Genomic DNA, 20,704 nt, shown 5'->3' on the forward strand with positions numbered 1-20,704 from the left:
GCCAAGGCCGTCTGAAAACGGTTTAGCGTGTTGCATTGATTTTCAAACCTTACCGCTCATTTTCACGCATATGAAAACCCACAAAATCCTTTTCGTCTGCCTCGGCAACATCTGCCGCTCCCCTATGGCCGAATACGTCCTGCGCCACCGCGCCCGCAAAGCAGGCATGGGCAATGCCGTCATTACAGCCAGCGCAGGCACGTCAGGTTGGCACGACGGGGAAAACATGCACGAAGGCACGCGCCGTGTACTCAAACAACACGGCATCGACCCGTCAGGCTTTACCAGCAGCAAAATCAAACCCAGCGATGCCGAACATTTCGACTACATCATCGTGATGGACGACAACAACCTCAGAGAAACCGAAAAGCAGCTCGGCTTCCACCCCGGCAAAATCTTCAAACTGACCGACCTTATCCCCGATTCAGGTTACAACCACGTTCCTGATCCGTGGTACACGGGCGACTTTGACGAAACCTACCGTCTGGTCGATGCCGGCAGTTTTGCCTTGTTGGAAAAACTGAAACAGGCTTAAACCGACTTTAATAATAAAAGGCCGTCTGAACAGGTATTTGCAAAAGCCATGCTTTCGTGATTACCTGTTCAGACGGCCCTATTGATTACTGCAATCAACCTACACGATAAAACGCCAGGCTGCCCAATAAATTCGGCAGATGTTTAACCTGTCGGTTGCCCGTCATGACCGCACGCTCAAGCACGCGGATTTTGTTTTTGGCACACAGCAAATCAAAGTCTTTGAGGGTACACCAATGGATATTGGGCGTATCGTACCAATGATACGGCATCCGCTCGGAAACCGGCATATGGCCGCCAATGGCGATTTGAAAGCGGTTGCGCCAGTAGCCGAAGTTAGGGAAGCTGACAATAGCCTGCTTGGCCACGCGCATCAGGCAGCGCAGGATTTTTTCCGTGTTCTGCATCGCCTGAATGGTTTGGCTCAAGACAATCACATCAAAGCTTTGATCGCCAAAAGCCACCAAACCTTCTTCCAAATCGGCTTGAATGACGTTCACACCGCGGGATATGGCGGCAATCACGCTGTCGGTATCGATTTCAACACCGTAGCCGGTGCAATTTTTATGTTCCACCAACGCAGCCAACAGCTCGCCGTCGCCGCAGCCTAAATCGAGTACGCGGCTGCCTTCGGGTATCCAATCGTAAATGAGTTGCAAATCGTCGCGCAGATTCATTTTTGGCAGTCCTTGTAAACGTTGTTCATATAAGCGGCAACCGCGCGGATATAGGCTTCGTCTTCCATCAAGAACGCATCGTGGCCGTGATTGGATTTGACTTCAATGTACTGCACGGATTTTTGCGCGGCGATTAATGCCTTGACCAATTCATGCGAACGTTGCGGCGAAAAGCGCCAGTCGGTGCTGAAGCTGGCAACAAAAAACTTGGCCTGCACATTCTCCACAGCGCGCGTGAGGTTGTGGCCGTAATCGGCGGCCGGGTCGAAGTAGTCAAGCGCCTTGGTCATCAGCAGATAAGTGTTGGCATCAAAGCGGCCGACAAACTTGTCGCCTTGATAGCGAAGATAAGATTCCACTTCAAACTCAACGCCGTAACCATACTGATAACCGTCTGATTTTAAATCGCGGCCGAATTTTTTACCCAAGCCGTCTTCGGCAAGATAAGTGATGTGTCCCATCATGCGCGCGATACGCAAACCGCGTGAAGGAACGGTATGATGGCTGCGGTAATTGCCTTCGTGGAAATCGGGATCGGTCAAAATCGCCTGGCGGGCAACATCGTTAAACGCGATGTTTTGAGTGGAAAGTTTAGGCGCAGAAGCGATGACGAGCGCATGAGCAACGCGTTCAGGCAAAGAAATCGTCCATTGCAATGCCTGCATGCCGCCTAAGCTGCCGCCGACAATGGCCGCCCATTTTTGAATGCCGAGATAATCGGCAAGCATGGATTGGGACTTCACCCAGTCTTTGACGGTTACAACGGGGAAATCCGCGCCATATTCGCGACCGGTTTCAGGATTTTCGGATAAAGGGCCGGTACTGCCGTCGCAGCCGCCCAAGTTGTTCAAACCGACAACGAAAAAGCGTTCGGTATCGATAGGTTTGCCGGGGCCGACCATATTGTCCCACCAACCGGCGTATTTATCCTCCACGCTGTGCTTGCCGGCAACGTGATGATTGCCTGACAGGGCGTGGCAGATAAGAACGGCGTTGCTTTTGTCTGCGTTGAGCGTGCCGTAGGTTTCAATCATCAGGTCGAAACGAGGTAAGGTTTTGCCGTTTTCCAGAGCAAGCGGTGTGTCAAACGGGATTTTCTGGGGCGTTACAATGCCCACTGAGGCATTTGTTGTCATTTGTAATTTCCAAGTGAAGCGGCAAAAGGGGTATTATAACGTTTCGTCTTTGTTTTGTGCATGAGGCTTCAGACGGCCTGCCCTGATTAAAGGCAATATTTTTGGGAGAATGTGGAATGATAGGCAGGCTTTTGCGATTTTTTTTCTTTTGCGCCATAGCGGCATTGATTGTGAACCGTTTGTTCAGCCGTAAACAAAAGCGCACCATTCGTGAAATCGCCAAAATCAGCGCATGGGTATTGCTGGGCGCGGCGGCCGCTACGCTGTTTTGGTATCTGATGATGCTGTTTTTCAAGCATATTCCTAATTCTTATTGAAATAAAATATAAAAGGCCGTCTGAAAACCTTAATCCAACGTTTTCAGACGGCCTTTTGATGTCCAAATTTAAAACAGCTCTTCCGGAATCTTGCAAACCGGAATCGGGTTGACTTTGTGCTGCATGGCTTTGTGCAATCGGGTATAGATTGTCAAAACTTCGCGCTGTCTGCCTTCAAAATCTTCAGGCTTGTGGCTGTTGTACACGCTCATCGCCCATTCGAGTTCGGGATAAGATGCGCCCATTTGCTCTTCATCGGTACGCTCGATATCCCAAAGGCCGTCTGTCGGCACGGCTTTTTGAATGTCTTCCGATACGTCTAGCTCGGCTGCCAAAGCGTACACCTGAGTTTTGGTTAAATCGGCAATCGGGCTGATGTCCACGCCGCCGTCGCCGTATTTGGTGAAGAAACCGACGCCGAAATCTTCAATTTTGTTGCCCGTTCCCGCCACCAGCAAACCATGCAGCTGGCCGTAATAATAAAGCGTCGTCATGCGAAGGCGGCTGCGTGCATTGGCAAGTGCCAGCTGTTTGTTGGGAAATTCGGTTTCGCTGACATCAACGGTATCGGCAAACGTATCGAACGCCGGAGTCAAATCAACACTTTGCGCTTTTACGTTAGGATAACGCTTTTTCAGACGGCCCATGTGTTCTTGAGCGCGGTTGACTTGGTCAGATTTCTGACGAATCGGCATTTCCAACAACAAAACCGACAAACCGGTTTGCGCGGCAAGGGTGGAAACCACGGCAGAATCGATGCCGCCGGATATGCCGACGACAAAACCTTTGGCAAGCGCCTGCTCGGCGTAATCTTTGAGCCATTGAACAATATGGCGGATGATGGCTTGGGTTTGCATAGGGATAAATGTTCGCTTCAAATAAAACGAATGATAGCCTGATTTGCACTTGTCTGAAAGACGACAGGGTATAATACCCTTTTTATTTCTTGCACACACACCATGTCCAAACCCATCCTTCTGCGCTGGCTCGTCGTCTGCCTGATTCCGCTCGCCACCCTTTTGTGGTTTGCCCTCAACCCGCCCGAAGACAAAACGCAACACCTCATCAACGGCATCATCCTTGCCTGCGAAGCCACGTTCCTATTCAAGTTCGTCCTTTTTGACGTCATCAAACACCACCTCAAACAAGAGCCCGAATTGAAACGGCAAAGCATTTGGATGTTTATCCCGATTATTTTGCTGATTGTTTATTTATTCCACTATTTCGGCGCATTCTGATGTTTTCAGACGGCCTTGGGCATATTTTTCCATGAACACCACCCCACCTTATACCTGCTGGATTTTCTGCAACGTCATCGACAACTTCGGCGACATCGGCGTTTCATGGCGGCTGGCGCGTGTTTTGCAACGCGAACTCGGCTGGCAAGTGCATTTGTGGACAGACGACTTTCCGTCCCTTCAGGCACTCTGCCCTGACTTGGCCTCGATTCCCAATATCCATCAAGGCATCGGCATTCACGCTTGGCAAGCCGACTACGCCGAAGATACCGATACAGCCCCTACCCCCGACATTGTCATCGAAACCTTCGCCTGCGAACTGCCCGACAACGTTCAAACCATCATCCGCCAACACCAACCGCTTTGGCTCAACTGGGAATACCTCAGCGCGGAAGACAGCAACGAGAGGCTGCACTTAATGCCCTCGCCCCAGGCCGGCGGCATACAGAAATACTTTTGGTTTATGGGTTTCAGCGAAAAAAGCGGCGGCCTGCTGCGCGAACGCGATTACGCCGAATCGGCCGGATTTGATACGGAAGCCTTACGCCGACAACTCAAACTTCCCGCAAAAAACGCGTCCGAGTGGCTGCTTTTCGGCTATCAAAGCGATATTTGGGCAAAATGGCTGACTATGTGGCAACAGGCCGGCCAACCCATTACCCTGCTGCTTGCAGGTACACAAATCATCGCCAGTCTGAAAAACAGCGACCTAGTACCGCAAAATGCCCTGCTTGAAGACGGCGATGTGTATCAGAGCGAACACATTACCCTGATCAAAATCCCTTTTGTCCCCCAACAGGATTTCGACAAACTGCTCAACCTTGCCGACGGCGCTATCATACGCGGCGAAGACAGCTTTGTTCGCGCCCAGCTTGCCGGAAAGCCTTTCTTTTGGCACATCTATCCGCAAGAAGAAAATATCCATCTCGACAAACTGCACGCTTTTTGGGACAAAGCGCATCAGGTTTATCCGGATGTTGTCGCCACGGCACACCACCGCCTTTCCGACGAACTCAACAACGGTGATGCACTCAGCGACAGCCAGCGCCTGCAGGCATGGCAAACCCTGACTGCACACCAAAATGAATGGCGGCAAAGCGCGGCAAAATGGCGGGATGGACTTTTTGCTCAAAAAAGTGCCGTTGAAAAACTTGCCGCCTTTATTTCAAAGCACAAAAAAATACGCTAAAATAGCGCGTTTTATTACAACCGATTTGATTGGAAAACTACAATGAAAACAGCACAAGAACTGCGCGCCGGCAACGTATTCATGGTCGGCAACGATCCTATGGTCGTTCAAAAAACCGAATACATCAAAGGCGGCCGCTCTTCCGCCAAAGTCAGCATGAAACTGAAAAACCTGCTGACCGGTGCCGCTTCTGAAACCATTTACAAAGCCGACGACAAATTCGACGTCGTTATCCTGTCCCGCAAAAACTGTACTTACAGCTACTTTGCCGATCCTATGTACGTCTTCATGGACGAAGAATTCAACCAATACGAAATCGAAGCCGACAACATCGGCGACGCGTTGAAATTCATCGTTGACGGTATGGAAGACCAATGCGAAGTTACTTTCTACGAAGGCAACCCAATCTCCGTAGAATTGCCTACCATCATCGTTCGCGAAGTTGAATACACCGAGCCTGCCGTTAAAGGCGATACCTCCGGTAAAGTGATGAAAACCGCGCGTCTGGTCGGCGGCACTGAAATCCAAGTGATGTCTTATATCGAAAACGGTGACAAAATCGAAATCGATACCCGTACCGGCGAATTCCGCAAACGTGCTTAATCAGCCCGTAACACAAAAAGGCCGTCTGAATATTCAGACGGCCTTTTTATCAATCTACCTTATTGTTTCTTCAAGCCCTTGGCTGCAACAGTCGCAATCGTACCGTCAATGCCTTTGCTCTTAATCAGCTCGCCAAATTGGTTGCGGTATACCGTTACCAAGCTGGTACCGTCCACGCGGATATTGTAAATCTTATACGCACCGCCACTTTGGTAAAGCTGGTAGGCCACTTCATACTTGGTGCCTTTTTTGGTCTGAATTTCCGAGAAAACGTCAAACTTATTGCCGTTTGCCGTCATCTTCGGCAACAGGCGTACATTCGCATCCGCCGCACCAATCAGTGCAGAATGCGAGTACATCGCAATCACCATGTCTTTGAATGCACGGATAAAATCAGTTTTCTGTTTGGCAGAAAATTCACGCCATGGCGCGCCGACAGCCAAAGCCGAAATACGTTCATAATCCAAATAACGGTTGGCATACTGCTCAACCTGTTTCACACGTTGCGCTTCTGTCAAAGAAGTATTGCGTGCAATTTTCAGCACAGCATCAATATTCTGCTGCATCTGCTTTTGCGCAGGATGCGTTTCCGCCGCCACATAGGGCGCGGCAATCACCATCGGCGCGGCCACAATCAAAGTCTGAAGAAAACGGTTCATGACGATATCCATCCAAAATAAAACCGCATTTTAAAAACAATCTATTCCAAAAAACTTAATTCTTTGTAAAAGCAGTCATGAGCAATGAAAAATCCTGCAATCAAATTTCAGACGGCCTGATAAAAATAAGATAACATGTGAACACTATTTTAAAAGGAAAAAGCCATGCCCTACGTCAACATCAAAGTAACCGGCGGCAACGAAGCCCCGAGTGCGGAACAAAAAGCCGAATTAATTCGCGGCGTCACCGAATTACTCTCACGCGTTCTCAACAAAAATCCCGAGACGACCGTCGTCGTCATCGACGAAATCAATATGGACAACTGGGGCATAGGCGGTAAAAGCGTGACGGTTCGCCGTGCTGAAGCGCGCAATAAGTAAGCTTTGGACGTCTGAAGCTCTTTTAATTTACCCACAAAAAGAGTACATTTATCCCATTGTTAACAATTTTACGGAACACACATCATGGAGAAATTCCCTAAATCATCCAAACTGGATCACGTTTGCTACGATATTCGCGGCCCAGTTCACAAAAAAGCCCTGCAACTGGAAGAAGAAGGCAACAAAATCCTCAAGCTCAATATCGGCAATCCGGCTCCGTTTGGCTTTGAAGCGCCTGACGAAATTTTGGTTGACGTCATCCGCAACCTGCCGACTTCGCAAGGCTATTGCGACTCCAAAGGCCTTTACTCCGCACGCAAAGCCATCGTCCACTACTACCAAACCAAAGGACTGCTCGACGTTACCGTCAACGATGTTTACATCGGCAACGGCGTGTCCGAGCTGATCACCATGTCCATGCAGGCATTGCTCAACGACGGCGATGAAATCCTGATTCCCGCACCGGACTATCCTTTGTGGACCGCCGCCGCAACACTGGCAGGCGGTACCGTCCGCCATTATCTATGCGACGAAGAAAACAACTGGTTCCCCAACCTGGCCGATATGGAAGCCAAAATTACACCGAAAACCAAAGCCATAGTCATCATCAACCCCAACAACCCTACCGGCGCGGTGTACAGCAAAGAAATCCTGCTGGAAATCGCCGAACTGGCGCGTAAACACGGCCTGATTATTTTTGCCGACGAAATTTACGACAAAATCCTCTACGACGACGCCGTACACCACCATATCGCCGCACTTGCCCCCGACCTCCTGACCGTTACATTCAACGGTCTCTCGAAAGCCTACCGCGTTGCCGGATTCCGTCAAGGCTGGATGATACTCAACGGCCCGAAACATCATGCAAAAGGCTATATCGAAGGCTTGGACATGCTCTCGTCTATGCGCCTTTGTGCCACCACACCCATGCAGCACGCCATTCAGACGGCCTTGGGCGGATACCAAAGCATCAACGAATTCCTCCTCCCCGGCGGCCGCCTGCTCGAGCAACGCAACAAAGCATGGGAACTGGTCAACCAGATTCCGGGCATATCCTGCGTCAAACCCATGGGCGCATTGTATATGTTCCCCAAAATCGATACCGAAATGTACAGCATCCATGACGACATGAAATTCATCTACGACTTACTCGTACGTGAAAAAGTCTTGTTCGTCCAAGGCACAGGCTTCAACTGGATACGCCCCGACCACTTCCGTATCGTTACCCTGCCGCCCGTTCATCAAATCGAAGAAGCCATGGACAAACTCAAACGCTTCTTGCAAAACTACCATCAATAAACCTAAACAAAGAGGCCGTCTGAAAAAGCAAACCGCTGTTCAAACGGCCTTTTTAATCAAACAGCAACTTGGCAAAGCCTGCTGACATGCGTATAATCGACCTTACCTATCTGGGGGCGATCTTGGTTTCGACGGGGGTTGCAAAGCAGATGCGGGCATACCGGGGTCTCAGATTTCCCGTTAAACACTGAATTTAAATAGTCGCAAACGACGAAACTTACGCACTGGCCGCTTAAGGCCTGCCGTTGCAGCAGTTGGTCAATGGGCTGTGTAGCGCAAGCTACCGCAACGTCATTCTACATTGACTGGTTTTCTGTCGGGTTACTTGGCAGGAAACGAGATTTAAGGTAACTGGTTCTCTGAAGGCCTGTTGGTCGGCATGATGAGGACGAGATTCTAAATAGACACAACTAAGTATGTAGAACGCTCTGTAGAGGACTTTCGGACGGGGGTTCGATTCCCCCCGCCTCCACCAGATTTGAAGCGCAAATTTTTGATTTAAAAAGGTTTGCGCTTTTTTATAAACTTAAACAGGCCGTCTGAAACTTTTAAGACGGCCTGTTTTTGTCTCAAATATCTGAGTGAAAAAACTTTTTCTTTCGATACATTGCCAATAGTACTTTGCTTTAAAAAATTTCAGCCTTACATTTTTCTATCTGATTTCATATTCATTTTACGATGCGGCCTAACCGTTACACTCAATGGCAGATGATCTGACAAATGTTGCCAGTCTTTACTGTTGTGAATTTCAGAATCGATGACATCAAGATTGCGCGTATAAATGCGGTCGAGGCTGAGGATGGGCAGGCGCGAAGGGAAGGTTTTGGGGCGTTTGCCTGTATTATCGACAAATACTTCGTTCAAATCTAATGCACTGCCCAGCTCACGCGCTGATTTCTGCCGCCAGTCATTAAAATCGCCGGCAATAATCAAAGGGCTTTCCGGACGAATGTACCGGCCAACGTAGTCGCTGATGGCTCGGTATTGTTTGAGGCGGTCTGGCTCGCGCAGATTGAGGTGGACGCACAGACACACCAGCGGATCTTCCCAACCTTCGGGTACGACCTCACAATGCAACAGGCCGCGTTGTTCGAGTTTATTAACGCTGATGTTGAGGTTGTTTTCCGTTTTCAGCGGCAGGCGGCTGAGAATGGCGTTGCCGTGGTGTCGTTTGGGATAGACGGCATTTTTGCCGTAGCTGCGATGATAATCGAGGCTGTCGCCGATGATGTCGTAATGCGGTGCATCGGGAAAGTCGGTACGGCGGCTTCTGTTGAGATGTTGTCCTTGGACTTCTTGTAAAAACAAAACATCCGAACCCAATGCACCCAGCGCGTCAGCCATGCGGTTGACTTGCACTTTGCGGTTGAGCGCAGACATGCCTTTGTGCATATTGTAGGAAGTAATGGTAACTGGACGGGGAGACATGATGTGTGATGAAGCGGTTTATTTGTTTTAGTATAGCACCGGAGCGTGTGGTTTTACGGCAATTTTGGTTATACTTGTTTAAAAAATAAAACGGCGTTTTGACAGAGAATTTCCCAATCAAAACGCCTTCTGTTTTTCAGACGGCCTTGCGTCCGAATCAGTTGTTGATTACTTCAACATTGGTTTCAAAAGTAACAGTGTGTTGGTATTTAGATGCGGTTTTGCGTTTCGGATAAGGATATTTGGAAACGCTTTTCACTGCGCGTTCGTCCATTTCAGGATTGCCGCTGGATTGAATGATATTTACGCGGTCAACATCGCCGGCAGGTGTTGTGAAGACATCCATCAAAACGGTTTTAACGCTGCCGTTTTGCGCTTTCATGGCTTCCAGAGTTTCGGTATCGGCTGCTTGAGCAGTACCGAATACAGCGGCAAACAACAGGGCTGAGGCGAGGAGTTTAGTCGTTTTCATGTTTTAGTCCTTATTAGGGTTGTGATTAGGTTAAATATTTCAGACGGCCTGATTCGTCGTTATTTGAAATTCAAAATCGGCCAACCTTTTGCTTTGGCTTCTTTTTCCAGCTCGGCATCCGGATTGACGGCGACAGGTTCGTCCACAATACGCAACAAAGGCAAGTCGTTTTTGGAGTCGCTGTAAAAATAAACTTTACCGTAGCTTTCAAATGTCTCGCCACGCTCGGCAAGCCATTGGTTCAATCGGGTAATTTTGCCTTCTTTCAGGCTGGGCGTACCGACATAGTTGCCGGTATATCGGCCGTCTTCGCCGATTTCAAGCTGTGTACCGATAATGTTGTGAATGCCGAAAAGATGACAGATTGGAGTAATGATAAATTCGTTGGTCGAAGAAATAACCAACATTTCGTCACCCGCCATTTGATGGCTTTGCACCAACATACGCTGCATCGGAGAAATATACGGGACAATATATTCGGCCATAAACTCGCGATGAAACTCAGCCAATTCCTCCTTGCTGAAACGGGCTAAAGGCGCGAGATGGAATTTGAGGAAGGCATCGATATCAAGACAACCGTTTTGATAGTCTTGGTAAAACTTTTCATTTTGCGCCTCGGTTTCAGCCGCATCGACTATACCTTTTTTAATCAGGTATTGCGGCCAGGAGTGATCCGAATCGGTATTGATCAAGGTATTGTCGAGGTCGAAAATGGCAAGGTTTTTCATTGGGTTTCCTGTTGTTTTAAAAGCTGGCGCAAAAGCGGCAAAGTAATGCGCTTGCCCATCATAACGGCGTAGTTGTCGAGGGTATCGAGCATTTGCATCAGGCTGTCCATATCGCGCCGCCAATGGTTCAGCAGGTATTCGAAGATTTCCGGATCGATGGTTACCTGACGGGCGGCAGCCATGCTGACGAGCGCATCGATTTTTTCCCGGTCGGTCAGCGGTTTGACTTCGTAAACCAAGCAATACGCCATGCGTGTGCGCAGGTCTTCGCGGATAACGAGTTGCTGCGGCGTATATTCGGAACTCAAAAGCAAAAAGCCTTTGCCGCTGTTGCGGAAGCGGTTGAATATGGCAAACAGTAAAGCCTGTTCTTCATTATTAAGCTTTTCGATTTGGTCAATGGCAAGATATTCCGCATCCAATGCGGCTTCTGTCAGCGGCGTGGCGGCGGCATCAATATAGAGGGCATTTCGTCCGGCATCGAGCGCCTGTGCGACCCATGCCTGCAAGAGATGGCTTTTACCTGCGCCCTCTTCGCCCCAAACATAGATACATTGCCCATGTTTGTGCTGCAACACATACACCAGCTCGGCATTTTCTGTTCCCAAAAATTTGTCGAAGCCGGGATAATCATGGCTGGCAAAATCGAAGATGAGCTGGTTCACAAAGGCGCACCGGTTAGGTTGAAATCGGCTTTATTTTACGTTGTTTTGCCGTCCACCATCAAGGATAAAGGCCGTCTGAAGCCTATACCTGCAACATATCTGCACTTCTAAACATATCTTGACGCGCTTACGGCATTGGTTTTATTCCGCTTTGGTTTTACAATGTCGAACTTCTCGCCGAAACATTTGTCTGTTCTTTTTCAGACGGCCTTTTTATTTGGGGAACCCTAGTGATTTCTACCCTTATTGATTTCATCCTCCATATCGACCAACACCTTGTCCACCTTTCCTCCCAATACGGCCCGTGGATTTACGCGATTTTGTTTGTTGTGATTTTCTGCGAAACCGGTTTGGTCGTAACGCCATTTTTGCCCGGCGACTCGCTGCTGTTTGCTGCCGGCGGTATTGCGGCCATCGGCGGCATGAACATCCACGTCATGGTATTGCTGCTCTTAGCGGCCGCCATTCTAGGCGATGCGGCCAACTTTATGATTGGCAAATATTTTGGACAAAAACTGTTTGCCAATCCTGATTCCAAAATTTTCCGCCGTTCGTATTTGGAAAAAACCCATGCGTTCTATGAAAAACACGGCGGCAAAACCATCATCATTGCCCGCTTTGTGCCAATTGTGCGGACGTTTGCGCCATTTGTCGCCGGTATGGGCGATATGCACTACGCGACGTTTATCCGTTACAACATTATCGGCGCGGTGTTGTGGGTATTGTCGTTTTCCTATGCAGGCTACTTCTTCGCCAATATCCCCGTCGTCAAAAACAATCTGGGCTTAGTCATGGCGGCAATCATCGTGATTTCGATTTTACCTGCGGTAGTCGAAGTCATCCGTGCCAAACTTAACGCCAAAAAATAACAATCAATCGAAAAGTTTGAAAGTTTAAACACATCAAGGAATTGTCATGCCGTTGCTGTCTATTGAGTTTGCGGTATTCTTTATCGTATTTTTGCCCTTGTACTGGGCATTTGCGCGTTTGCCGCAAGTTCAAAACGTTTTACTTTTGGTTGCCGGGCTAGGCTGGCTTTACCGTATCGACCCTATTTTTGCCGCGCTGATTTTGGTTTACTCGTCTGTGGTTTACCTGGTCAGCGTACTGATGTTTTCTGAAAACGAGAATATCCGCAAATTTTGGCTGGGTTGCGGTATTTCGGCGGCATTGACTGTTTTGTGTTTCTTCAAATATTTCGACTTTTTCCGCCCGATTATTCAGCAATATACGGGGCAAAGCGCCGTCATCGATATCCTTTTGCCCTTGGGCTTGTCTTATTACACTTTCCAATCGCTGGCTTACTTAGTGTATTGCTACCGCAAGCCTAAAGGAGACCGTTTTGAATGGCACGAGCTCCTACTGCATCTGAGCTTCTTCCCCACCATCACATCCGGCCCGATTATCCGTGCGGCCGCTTTTAAAAGCATAGACGGCGAACAAGCGGGCGCATTGGCGCAAATCCGCACCAAACAAGCACGCCAGCTGATTTATCCGGCTTTGGCGGTCGGCCTGATTGTATTGGGCATTGCCAAAAAGTGGTGGCTTGCCGGCGTATTGGCAGAAGGCTGGGTATCGCCTGTTTTTGAAAATCCGGCCCAGTTCGACGGCTGGGGCGTGTTGTCTGCGATTTATGGCTACACCTTCCAACTCTTTTTCGACTTTTCCGGCTACTCGGATTTAGTCATCGGCTTGGCCATGCTGCTCGGCTTCCAGCTGCCGAAAAACTTTGCCGCGCCGCTTCGCGCCATCAACATCCGCGACTTCTGGGACAGATGGCACATCAGCCTGTCCACTTGGATTCGCGACTATATCTATATTCCTTTGGGCGGCAGCAAAAAAGGCTTCGGACGTACCCAACTCAATCTGATGATTGCCATGTTGCTTTCCGGCATTTGGCATGGCTACGGCTGGAGCTTTTTGATTTGGGGCGCGCTGCACGGTGCGGCTTTGGTATTCCTTAACTGCGGCGACAAAATCGTCGGCCGCAATGCCTTAGGCCGTCTGAAAATCGGCAAACCGCTCGCCTGGCTGTTTACCTTCCATTTCGTTTGTTTCGCTTTTGTCGTGTTCAACAGCGCAACGCTTGCCGATACGGAAATGCTGTTCAGCGCATTATTTGCCAATGACAAAGGTTGGAACGCGCCTCTGCCGACCGACCTCATGTTGCTGGGTACATTTGCGATGATGCTTTCGCTGTACCCGTATTTGCTTCGCTTATTTGAAGCATCGGTAAAAGGCTTGGACAAACTGCCTGCATGGCTGTGGTTTATTCCCATCACGCTTATCCTCGCCCTAATTATCATCTTCGCCCCGTCCGGCATTCCCGGCTTTATTTACGCCAACTTCTAAGGAGCAGAACATGAAACGCTTTATCTCCCTGTTTGTTTCTATTCTGCTCAGTGCGGTTGCGCTGACGTGGTTTGCCCAAAACTCCATCAATGCCTATTGGCAGCAGACCTATCATGAGAACAGTCCGCTTGAGCCTTTATCCGAATACGCTTGGTGGCGTATCGGTGCGGATTGGCAACAAAAAGCCTACGAATTTTCAGACGGCCTGAAAGCTTCACTGGAAACGGAAGACGCTTTGGCTTCGGAAGACTCTGGCATTGAAGCAACAAGGCCGTCTGAAAATACGGAAAACATTGAAGTATCCGACAATCAAAAAGACTCTGCTGCTTCCGATGCGACTAACAATACAGATACCACAGCCAGCGAGCCAAGCAATCAGGCTGATCAGTCGGCAACGCAGGTTGTATTGAAAAAAGGCAACAAAGTTTTCTTTGCCGGCGACTCGCTGATGCAGGGCGTTGCACCTTTCGTACAAAAACACCTCAAGCAAGAATATGGCGTACAATCGGTCAACCTCAGTAAACAAAGTACCGGTTTGTCCTACCCCAATTTCTTCGACTGGCCGAAAACCATCGAACAAACTTTGCAAAAAGAACCCGATATCCGCGTTTTGGTTGTATTCTTAGGCCCAAACGACCCTTGGGATTTCCCGATGGGTAAAAAATACCTGAAATTCGCCTCCCCCGAATGGGAGGCAGAATACCTCAACCGCGTCCGCCGTATTCTTGATGCAGCCTCCGCACATGATGTCCAAGTCATTTGGCTGGGCATTCCTTACATGAAAAAAGCCAAGCTCAATGAACAGATGCGCTACCTCGACAAAATCCTGTCGGGTACGGTGTCGCCTCAAGCCATTTGGTTGCCTACCGACAAACTGTTGAGCAATGGCGCAGAAGAATATGCCGACTCTGTCAAAGTAGATGGAAAAATCATCCGTTACCGCAGCAAGGACGGCATTCACTTTTCCGCAGAAGGCCAAAAACTATTGGCCGGAAAAATTATGGAAAAAATTAATTTTACACACGATACACAACCATGAAATTTAATAAAACCTTACTCCTCACGCTTCTCGCACTCCCTATTACCGCCTGCGCAACCAATGACGGCCTGTTAAGCAACTACGGCTCCAACCACCCTGCCTGGCTGAACAAACTGCAACAGCTCAACCATACTTCAGACGGCAAATTCCGCATTATCCAAGTCGGCGACTCCCACACCGCCGGCGACTATTTCACCGACCGCCTGCGCCGCCGTTTACAACAACAATGGGGCAACGGCGGCATCGGTTGGGTTTATCCCAACACCGTCAAAGGCCAGCGCATGGCAACCGTCCGTTACAACGGCAGCGGTTGGAACACCATCAGCAGCCGCAAATCATACAGCGATTTTTCTTTCGGCGGTATTGAAGCACGCGCCGATGGCGGCAGCGTTACCTTAAGCGCAGCCGACGGCAGCATGGATATGCAACAAATCTCCATTTTCGGCAAACCGGTTTGGTCAGAGCAAACCCTGACCGTCAACGGCCGCGAAATCCCTGCCACACAAAACGGCTGGCAACTGTTGCATACCAACGCTTCCCTGCCGATGACCCTCAGCAGCAGCATGCCTTGGCAAATCGGTTTCATTAATATCGAACGCCCCGGACGCGGCGTAACCGTTTCCGCCATGGGCATCAACGGCGCGCAGTTATCCCAATGGTCAAAATGGCGGCCGGGTATGTGGGAAGATTTGGCACAAACCAAAGCCGATTTAATCATCCTTGCCTACGGTACCAATGAAGCCTTTTCCGGCAATCTCGATATTTCCTCTACCGAACGGACATGGCGCAATTACATCCGTCAAATCAAAAACACCCTGCCCAACGCAGGTATCCTGATCCTCGGCGCTCCGGAATCTTTGAAAACCGCCTACGGCAGCTGCGGCAACCGTCCGGTCTTGCTCAGCGAAGTACAACAAATGCAGCAACGCGTTGCCCGTGACGAAAAAATCATGTTCTGGTCTTGGCAAGATGCAATGGGGGGCGCATGCAGCATGAAAAGCTGGATGGCTCAAGGCTTGGCAGCCAAAGACGGCGTTCACTTCTCTGCACAAGGTTACGAAACTGCAGCCGATAAGCTTGCCGACAGCCTGATCCGCTTTGCCCAATAAATTGGCCAAAGCCTAAGTATTTTTCATTAACAGTAAACAAAAGGCCGTCTGAAATTAATATTTCAGACGGCCTTTTGTGTATCACTTATTCAGCAAACTGCTTAATTTTTAAGCTAACATATTGCTGCTCATGCGTTGCGTTTGATTTTCCGTGAAACGAACCAATCCTGCCTGCTTGTCAAAGCCTAATGGCTTGGCGACAAGGCGGTTGGGCAGCTTGTTTAAATGATGGTTGTAACTTCCGGCTCTGCGGTTGTAAGTACGGCGTGCTGATGCAACTTCCGCTTCTGCTGCATCCAGCATTTCCATCAAACCCGCCAATTGCTCATCAGGATACTGTTTCAAAAGACCGTTGACGGCAGTTTGCAATTTTTTCAACGCATGATTCAATGCTGTTTCGGCTTCACACAGATGTTTGATTTTGGACTCGGAAAATGTTTTGGCAGTTTGCGCCAATGCAGTTTCGACTTCGGCACACATCTGCTGAACGTTTCGATCCGATGCAATGCCCTGCTCTTGCAGATGTTTGCTGTATGCATCCAATACATGACGGACGGCCTGATGTCGGCAGTCGAGCGCAATGCGCAAAGAGACAAAGGATTCGCGACAGTCTTTTTTGCGGTCTTTCAACTGTTGTTTGAAATACAATAAGACGGCGGCGATTGATACGAAGATAAGTGCAAGACTAATAATGCCCATAGTGAGTTCCCTAGTTATGATGCCACTCATATCGGTGGCTGATTTTATTAACATCGATTATAATCCAATTTCAATATTTTTTCCCAATTTTCATAAAAAAGGCCGTCTGAAATTCAGACGGCCTGAAGTTTATATTTCTATTTCAATGCTTTGACTTGATGTCAATAACCCACACTTCTGATTGCGAACCCAAACGCAAGGGAATGCCCCAGAAGCCGTAGCCCGAAGTGGTGAAGAAATGGCCGTTGCCGATCGCCTCATAACCGTAAGCAAGACGATAAAGCGTACGGACGATAAGGTTGGCAGGTGCAACTTGGCCGTTGTGGACATGGCCGGAGACCTGCACATCAATCGGCAGCCGGGCATGGGTTTCGATTGAAGTAGGACGGTGGTCCATCAATAAAACCGGTAATCGGGTATTTTGACCTTCTAAAAGCTGCTCCGCACTAGGACGCTTGCGATCCAAATCATCGCTCCGCCCTACCAGCAACACACCATTCACTTCCAAAACCTGATTGGCCAAAACCGTCAAGCCTGCAGCTTCCAATTCATGTTTGATACGCTTCTGATCGCGGAACCAGTCATGATTGCCCAAAGTGGCATAAACGCCCATCGGCGCAGTCAGCTTCTGCAAATGTGGTTTCATGTTTTCTTTAAGGTAGGCATCGACGGTATCGTCCATCAAATCGCCCGGCAGCAACACTATGTCGACTTTTTCCCGCTTCATGATGTCCGTCAACTTGTCCAATTGACGCGCGCCAAACAAAATCCCCAAGTGCAAATCGCTGGCCACGCCGATACGCAGCGGCTTATCCATTTTCTTATTGATGAATACAGTCTGATGGCGGACCACGGGCGTATAGGCGTTATACATCCCCAAACCGAGCAAACCGGCCACAAACAAAGGCGCAAACAGCCGCAGGCTTCGAGAAAGCGGTTGGCGTGCCACAAAACGGCGCAGCAAAAGATACAGGATAAATGTCACCAACGCGGCATACATCACAAACAGCAAGATTACCATCCAAAACGCCACCACGCGGAACATCATATGCCCCAACTCCAGCAGCAAGCCGATCAACAAGCCGTTTGTAATGAAATAGGAAATACCCATTAGCCAACGTCTGCCAACTTTGCCAATCCAAGGCGCAAACAGCCATTGCAGTGAACGCCCAAGCCCGAATGTAAACACTTGCAACAGAATGACGCTCACAAAAAACATCTTACCAAACATGACTTTCCGACCCTAAAAAAATCAAAAGGCAGATTTTAGGCCGTCTGAAACTTTCAGTGTATAATCTCCCGCGTAAAAACCCATAATATTTTGAAAGGAATCATCATGAGCCACCCTCAATCAGCTATTATTCCTGATCACGCACAAGCCGGTATTTTTATCGAAGCAGACATTTCAGACGGCCGCAACGAAGACATCAAATCTGCCTGCCGCCTTTCTTTGGAATCCTTGGCCAAACTGAAAACCCGTTTTCCAAATGATATTTTGGGTTTGACCATTGCCTTTGGCAGCCGCGCATGGCAATCGTTCGGCCATACTGACGAAGGCAGCGAAATCAAACCTTTTCCTGAATTGGGCAACGGCCTCGCCCCCTCCACCCAACACGATCTCTATATCCACATTCAAGCCACCGAGCAAAAAGCCGCCTATGCCTTAGCTCAATCTGTTTTAGGCGCATTCGGCGACAGCATCCGCGTATCCACTGAAGAACACGGCCTGCGCCTGTATGAAGACCGCGGCTTGGACGGTTTTGTCGATGGTACGGAAAATCCGCAGGGCGATGACAATGTGCGCAATGTCGCCATTATTCCCGAAGGCAAGCCCGATACCGGCGGCAGCTATGTTTTGCTGCAAAAATACCTGCACGATTTAAAAAAATGGGATGCCGTCCCTACTGCCGAACAAGAAGCCAGCGTAGGCCGCAGCAAAGAAACCAATGATGAATTCAACGAAGACGTGCGCCTGCCCGACTCCCATCTCGGCCGCGTCAATGTCAAAGAAAACGGCGTTGACTTGAAAATTGTCCGCCGCAGCCTGCCCTTCGGCAAAATCAGCGGCGAACATGGTTTGATGTTCACTTCCTATTGCAACACGCTGCACAATATTGAAGTTCAGCTGCTCAATATGTTCGGCGATGCAGACGGCAAAACCGACTTACTGCTGAAATATTTGTCTAAAGCCGTATCAGGTGCTTACTACTACGCGCCTTCTGTCGAGCGTTTGCAAAATCTTTAACGGCTCACAGGCCGTCTGAAAAAACCTGCTTTTTCAAAGGCAGGTTTTTGTTATTTAAATTCCCTTAATATTTTTATGGTATTATCATAAAAATTTATCCCATTGTTGCTTAATAAACCCTGATTGCAGACAAGGATAAAAACCGATACGCCCCAAGCAGCTATTTTCGATAAAATAAACCCAATTATTATCCCTATAAAATTACGACACCATGTACAAATCCCGCCTTCTTCCCCTGCCCGTATTGATTCTCTCCGCGCTAAACGCCTATGCGGCCAATACACCGAATCCGCTTAATCAAATCGATAAAAACGTACCCAACCAATTCGACAAAGACTTCCGCGACAATCTCGATCAGATTCATTCGGTCGAAATCCAAAAACGCGAGCAGTCGGCATGGGATTTACAGAAAAAACAAGATAACGACACGGTTGCACAAGAGGTGCCGTCTGAAAACAATACCGAATGTTTGGATTACACCGGTATCGAACTTTCCGGCATTACGCTCATCGATTCCAAAAAGATTGAAGCCAAGCTCCCCAAATGCATCAATCAAAACAACATCAACCAACTGAACCGGGATATCGTTGCCGAATATATCGCTCAAGGCTATCCGCACACGCAAATCAAATTTGAAACCACGCCTGAGCGTGTTTTGAAATTAGCAGTCATCGAAGGCAAAATCCGTGAGATTACCGGCGGCTCCCGTACAGTCAACGTCGACACCCTCTTCCCCAATCATCAAGGCAAACCGCTGAACATTCAATACCTCGACCAAGGTATCGAACAGGCAAACCATGTTGCTGGCAACAACGTCAGCATCGATGTTTATCCGCATGATGACGGCACCGCCTCAATCCAACTCAACAACGATGCCGAAAAACATTGGGGCGGCAGCGTCACCATTGACAATAAAGGCAACAAACCCAATACCACGACACTGCGCGGCAGCCTGAATGTCGGCAGCCCGTTGGGATTGAGCGACTCCCTTTATCTAAACGGCTATACCAATCTAAACAACCACGACAGCCATTACAGTCGCGGCGGCAGTATGTTCTATCAAGTTCCTTATGGTGCATGGACATTCAGCACTTACGCCGCCGCGTCGCAATCGCAAAGCATCTTAACGCCCAGCGTAACACGTTATGCCTACCGCTCCCAATCCAAAGCGGCAGGAATCAAAGCAGACCGCGTATTCTCACGCAGTCAAAAACATATTACCTCCGCCTATATCGGCATCGATTATGTGAAACAGACTGCAAAATTTGCCGACAGCAAACTGGAATTGCAAAGCCCGGAAGTCTATTCGACACAAGTCGGCCTATCGCATACAGCCATCCTGCCAAACGGCATTTGGCTCAACAATATCGGCGTGGAACAAGGATTTGCGAAAAATACCGAACACACGCCATTCGACAAGCGTTATACCTCTGTATCCTTGCAGAGCAATTTGATTCAAAACCGTCCATTGGGTAAATGGATCGTGCGCAACCATCACCAAATAGACGCCCAATATAGCCCGCATGATTTGTTTGCCGCCAAAGAAATGGACATCGTCGGTTATCAAAATGTACGCGGTTTCCGTTCAACTTCTTTGAGCGCAAACAGCGCAGTCTTGTTGAGCAATACCGTTTATTTCCGCCGCAATACGCCCCACGGCATCTATATCGAGCCTTATCTGGGCGCAGACATCGGCGTTGCCAAAAACAATAACGAAGGTTCGCAACGTGCCATGGGCTTAGTGGCAGGTTTGAATTTGGGCAAGGCGGACAAATGGCAGCTTTCTGCCGACTACGGCAAAGGTTTTGCGCGCATGCCCAACCAATCAAACAGCGAAAAACAGGATCATGTGACTGTTTCTTTACGCATTCCATTTTAAAGTTATGTAAATATATATCCTTTTATCCAATATATAAACCGCCTATCTTACCGTT

General features: G+C 48.9%; 23 protein-coding genes and 1 other RNA gene. 14 read left to right on the forward strand and 10 right to left on the reverse strand.

The features are described 5' to 3' along the window. Positions 1–70 precede the first annotated feature (70 nt). Positions 71–535, forward strand: coding sequence for a low molecular weight protein-tyrosine-phosphatase (locus ACTHUR_RS05740; RefSeq protein ID WP_049344703.1), 465 nt, complete (start codon positions 71–73; stop codon positions 533–535). 94 nt (positions 536–629) lie between these two features. Here ACTHUR_RS05740 and metW read toward each other — a convergent pair whose 3' ends face one another. Both metW and metX read right to left on the reverse strand, forming a co-directional pair. Beyond that, entirely contained in the window at positions 630–1,211 is a 582-nt protein-coding gene (gene metW / locus ACTHUR_RS05745) for a methionine biosynthesis protein MetW (protein WP_049329691.1), read from the reverse strand. Then, on the reverse strand, positions 1,208–2,347 hold the full coding sequence (gene metX, locus ACTHUR_RS05750) for a homoserine O-succinyltransferase MetX (RefSeq protein WP_049336341.1): 1,140 nt from the start codon (positions 2,345–2,347) through the stop codon (positions 1,208–1,210). Before metX ends, metW begins: the two co-directional genes overlap by 4 nt. Before the next feature lie 116 nt (positions 2,348–2,463). Here metX and ACTHUR_RS05755 point away from each other — a divergent pair, with 116 nt between their 5' ends. After that, positions 2,464–2,664, forward strand: coding sequence for a protein MIGRI (locus tag ACTHUR_RS05755; protein WP_003682450.1), 201 nt, complete (start codon positions 2,464–2,466; stop codon positions 2,662–2,664). Positions 2,665–2,732: 68 nt separating this feature from the next. Here the strand turns inward: ACTHUR_RS05755 and nadE are convergent, their stop codons facing one another. Continuing rightward, entirely contained in the window at positions 2,733–3,521 is a 789-nt protein-coding gene (gene nadE / locus ACTHUR_RS05760; RefSeq protein WP_049336338.1) for an NAD(+) synthase, read from the reverse strand. A gap of 102 nt (positions 3,522–3,623) precedes the next feature. On the opposite strand from nadE, the gene ACTHUR_RS05765 reads away from it, so the two are divergent. Genes ACTHUR_RS05765 through efp form a run of 3 tightly spaced genes read left to right on the forward strand, consistent with a single transcriptional unit; the run spans position 3,624 to position 5,694 of the window. Beyond that, positions 3,624–3,902, forward strand: a complete 279-nt coding sequence (locus ACTHUR_RS05765) for a hypothetical protein (protein WP_004519862.1) — start codon at positions 3,624–3,626, stop codon at positions 3,900–3,902. A 31-nt stretch (positions 3,903–3,933) separates the two neighbouring features. Then, a complete protein-coding gene (gene earP / locus ACTHUR_RS05770; protein ID WP_049336336.1) occupies positions 3,934–5,091 on the forward strand; it encodes an elongation factor P maturation arginine rhamnosyltransferase EarP in 1,158 nt (385 codons plus the stop codon). Between the two features lie 42 nt (positions 5,092–5,133). Then, positions 5,134–5,694: an elongation factor P gene (gene efp / locus ACTHUR_RS05775; RefSeq protein WP_002213793.1), complete on the forward strand. Its 561-nt coding sequence runs from the start codon at positions 5,134–5,136 to the stop codon at positions 5,692–5,694. Positions 5,695–5,753: 59 nt separating this feature from the next. Here the strand turns inward: efp and ACTHUR_RS05780 are convergent, their stop codons facing one another. Then, positions 5,754–6,353, reverse strand: a complete 600-nt coding sequence (locus ACTHUR_RS05780; RefSeq protein ID WP_039862173.1) for an MlaC/ttg2D family ABC transporter substrate-binding protein — start codon at positions 6,351–6,353, stop codon at positions 5,754–5,756. Between the two features lie 165 nt (positions 6,354–6,518). Between ACTHUR_RS05780 and ACTHUR_RS05785 the strand changes: the two genes are divergently transcribed. From ACTHUR_RS05785 to ssrA, 3 genes are all read left to right on the forward strand, one after another. Next, complete coding sequence (locus ACTHUR_RS05785) at positions 6,519–6,734, forward strand: tautomerase family protein (RefSeq protein WP_004519865.1); 216 nt, start codon at positions 6,519–6,521, stop codon at positions 6,732–6,734. Positions 6,735–6,818: 84 nt separating this feature from the next. After that, positions 6,819–8,033 carry a pyridoxal phosphate-dependent aminotransferase gene (locus ACTHUR_RS05790; RefSeq protein ID WP_004519866.1) on the forward strand — a complete coding sequence of 405 codons (1,215 nt, stop codon included), beginning with the start codon at positions 6,819–6,821 and terminating at the stop codon, positions 8,031–8,033. A 112-nt stretch (positions 8,034–8,145) separates the two neighbouring features. Continuing rightward, positions 8,146–8,508, forward strand: a transfer-messenger RNA (tmRNA) gene (ssrA, locus tag ACTHUR_RS05795). A gap of 167 nt (positions 8,509–8,675) precedes the next feature. Here the strand turns inward: ssrA and ACTHUR_RS05800 are convergent. The 4 genes from ACTHUR_RS05800 to hda form a co-directional block, all read right to left on the reverse strand. Further along, entirely contained in the window at positions 8,676–9,461 is a 786-nt protein-coding gene (locus ACTHUR_RS05800) for an endonuclease/exonuclease/phosphatase family protein (protein WP_039862165.1), read from the reverse strand. Between the two features lie 157 nt (positions 9,462–9,618). Next, positions 9,619–9,933: a TonB family protein gene (locus ACTHUR_RS05805; protein ID WP_004519868.1), complete on the reverse strand. Its 315-nt coding sequence runs from the start codon at positions 9,931–9,933 to the stop codon at positions 9,619–9,621. A gap of 59 nt (positions 9,934–9,992) precedes the next feature. Continuing rightward, positions 9,993–10,661: an HAD family hydrolase gene (locus ACTHUR_RS05810; RefSeq protein WP_004519869.1), complete on the reverse strand. Its 669-nt coding sequence runs from the start codon at positions 10,659–10,661 to the stop codon at positions 9,993–9,995. Further along, positions 10,658–11,326 carry a DnaA regulatory inactivator Hda gene (gene hda, locus ACTHUR_RS05815; protein WP_004519871.1) on the reverse strand — a complete coding sequence of 223 codons (669 nt, stop codon included), beginning with the start codon at positions 11,324–11,326 and terminating at the stop codon, positions 10,658–10,660. The genes ACTHUR_RS05810 and hda overlap by 4 nt, the downstream gene beginning before the upstream one ends. 230 nt (positions 11,327–11,556) lie before the next feature. Between hda and ACTHUR_RS05820 the strand changes: the two genes are divergently transcribed. The 4 genes from ACTHUR_RS05820 to ACTHUR_RS05835 are packed head-to-tail and all read left to right on the forward strand — an operon-like array spanning position 11,557 to position 15,826. After that, positions 11,557–12,195 carry a DedA family protein gene (locus ACTHUR_RS05820; protein ID WP_004519872.1) on the forward strand — a complete coding sequence of 213 codons (639 nt, stop codon included), beginning with the start codon at positions 11,557–11,559 and terminating at the stop codon, positions 12,193–12,195. A 46-nt stretch (positions 12,196–12,241) separates the two neighbouring features. Then, positions 12,242–13,678, forward strand: coding sequence for an MBOAT family O-acyltransferase (locus ACTHUR_RS05825; RefSeq protein ID WP_049336334.1), 1,437 nt, complete (start codon positions 12,242–12,244; stop codon positions 13,676–13,678). A 10-nt stretch (positions 13,679–13,688) separates the two neighbouring features. Further along, positions 13,689–14,717, forward strand: a complete 1,029-nt coding sequence (patB, locus tag ACTHUR_RS05830; protein WP_004519875.1) for a peptidoglycan O-acetyltransferase PatB — start codon at positions 13,689–13,691, stop codon at positions 14,715–14,717. Beyond that, positions 14,714–15,826, forward strand: coding sequence for an SGNH/GDSL hydrolase family protein (locus ACTHUR_RS05835; RefSeq protein ID WP_004519876.1), 1,113 nt, complete (start codon positions 14,714–14,716; stop codon positions 15,824–15,826). The genes patB and ACTHUR_RS05835 overlap by 4 nt, the downstream gene beginning before the upstream one ends. Before the next feature lie 108 nt (positions 15,827–15,934). Here the strand turns inward: ACTHUR_RS05835 and ACTHUR_RS05840 are convergent, their stop codons facing one another. Further along, positions 15,935–16,525, reverse strand: coding sequence for a LemA family protein (locus tag ACTHUR_RS05840; RefSeq protein WP_039862166.1), 591 nt, complete (start codon positions 16,523–16,525; stop codon positions 15,935–15,937). A 142-nt stretch (positions 16,526–16,667) separates the two neighbouring features. Further along, a complete protein-coding gene (locus tag ACTHUR_RS05845) occupies positions 16,668–17,756 on the reverse strand; it encodes a metallophosphoesterase (RefSeq protein WP_070504789.1) in 1,089 nt (362 codons plus the stop codon). Between the two features lie 105 nt (positions 17,757–17,861). Between ACTHUR_RS05845 and ACTHUR_RS05850 the strand changes: the two genes are divergently transcribed. Beyond that, entirely contained in the window at positions 17,862–18,770 is a 909-nt protein-coding gene (locus tag ACTHUR_RS05850; RefSeq protein WP_049343964.1) for a Dyp-type peroxidase, read from the forward strand. A gap of 211 nt (positions 18,771–18,981) precedes the next feature. Then, complete coding sequence (locus ACTHUR_RS05855) at positions 18,982–20,649, forward strand: ShlB/FhaC/HecB family hemolysin secretion/activation protein (protein ID WP_049343965.1); 1,668 nt, start codon at positions 18,982–18,984, stop codon at positions 20,647–20,649. The last annotated feature ends 55 nt before the right edge of the window (positions 20,650–20,704 follow it).

Source organism: Neisseria sp. P0021.S007 (assembly GCF_051956855.1).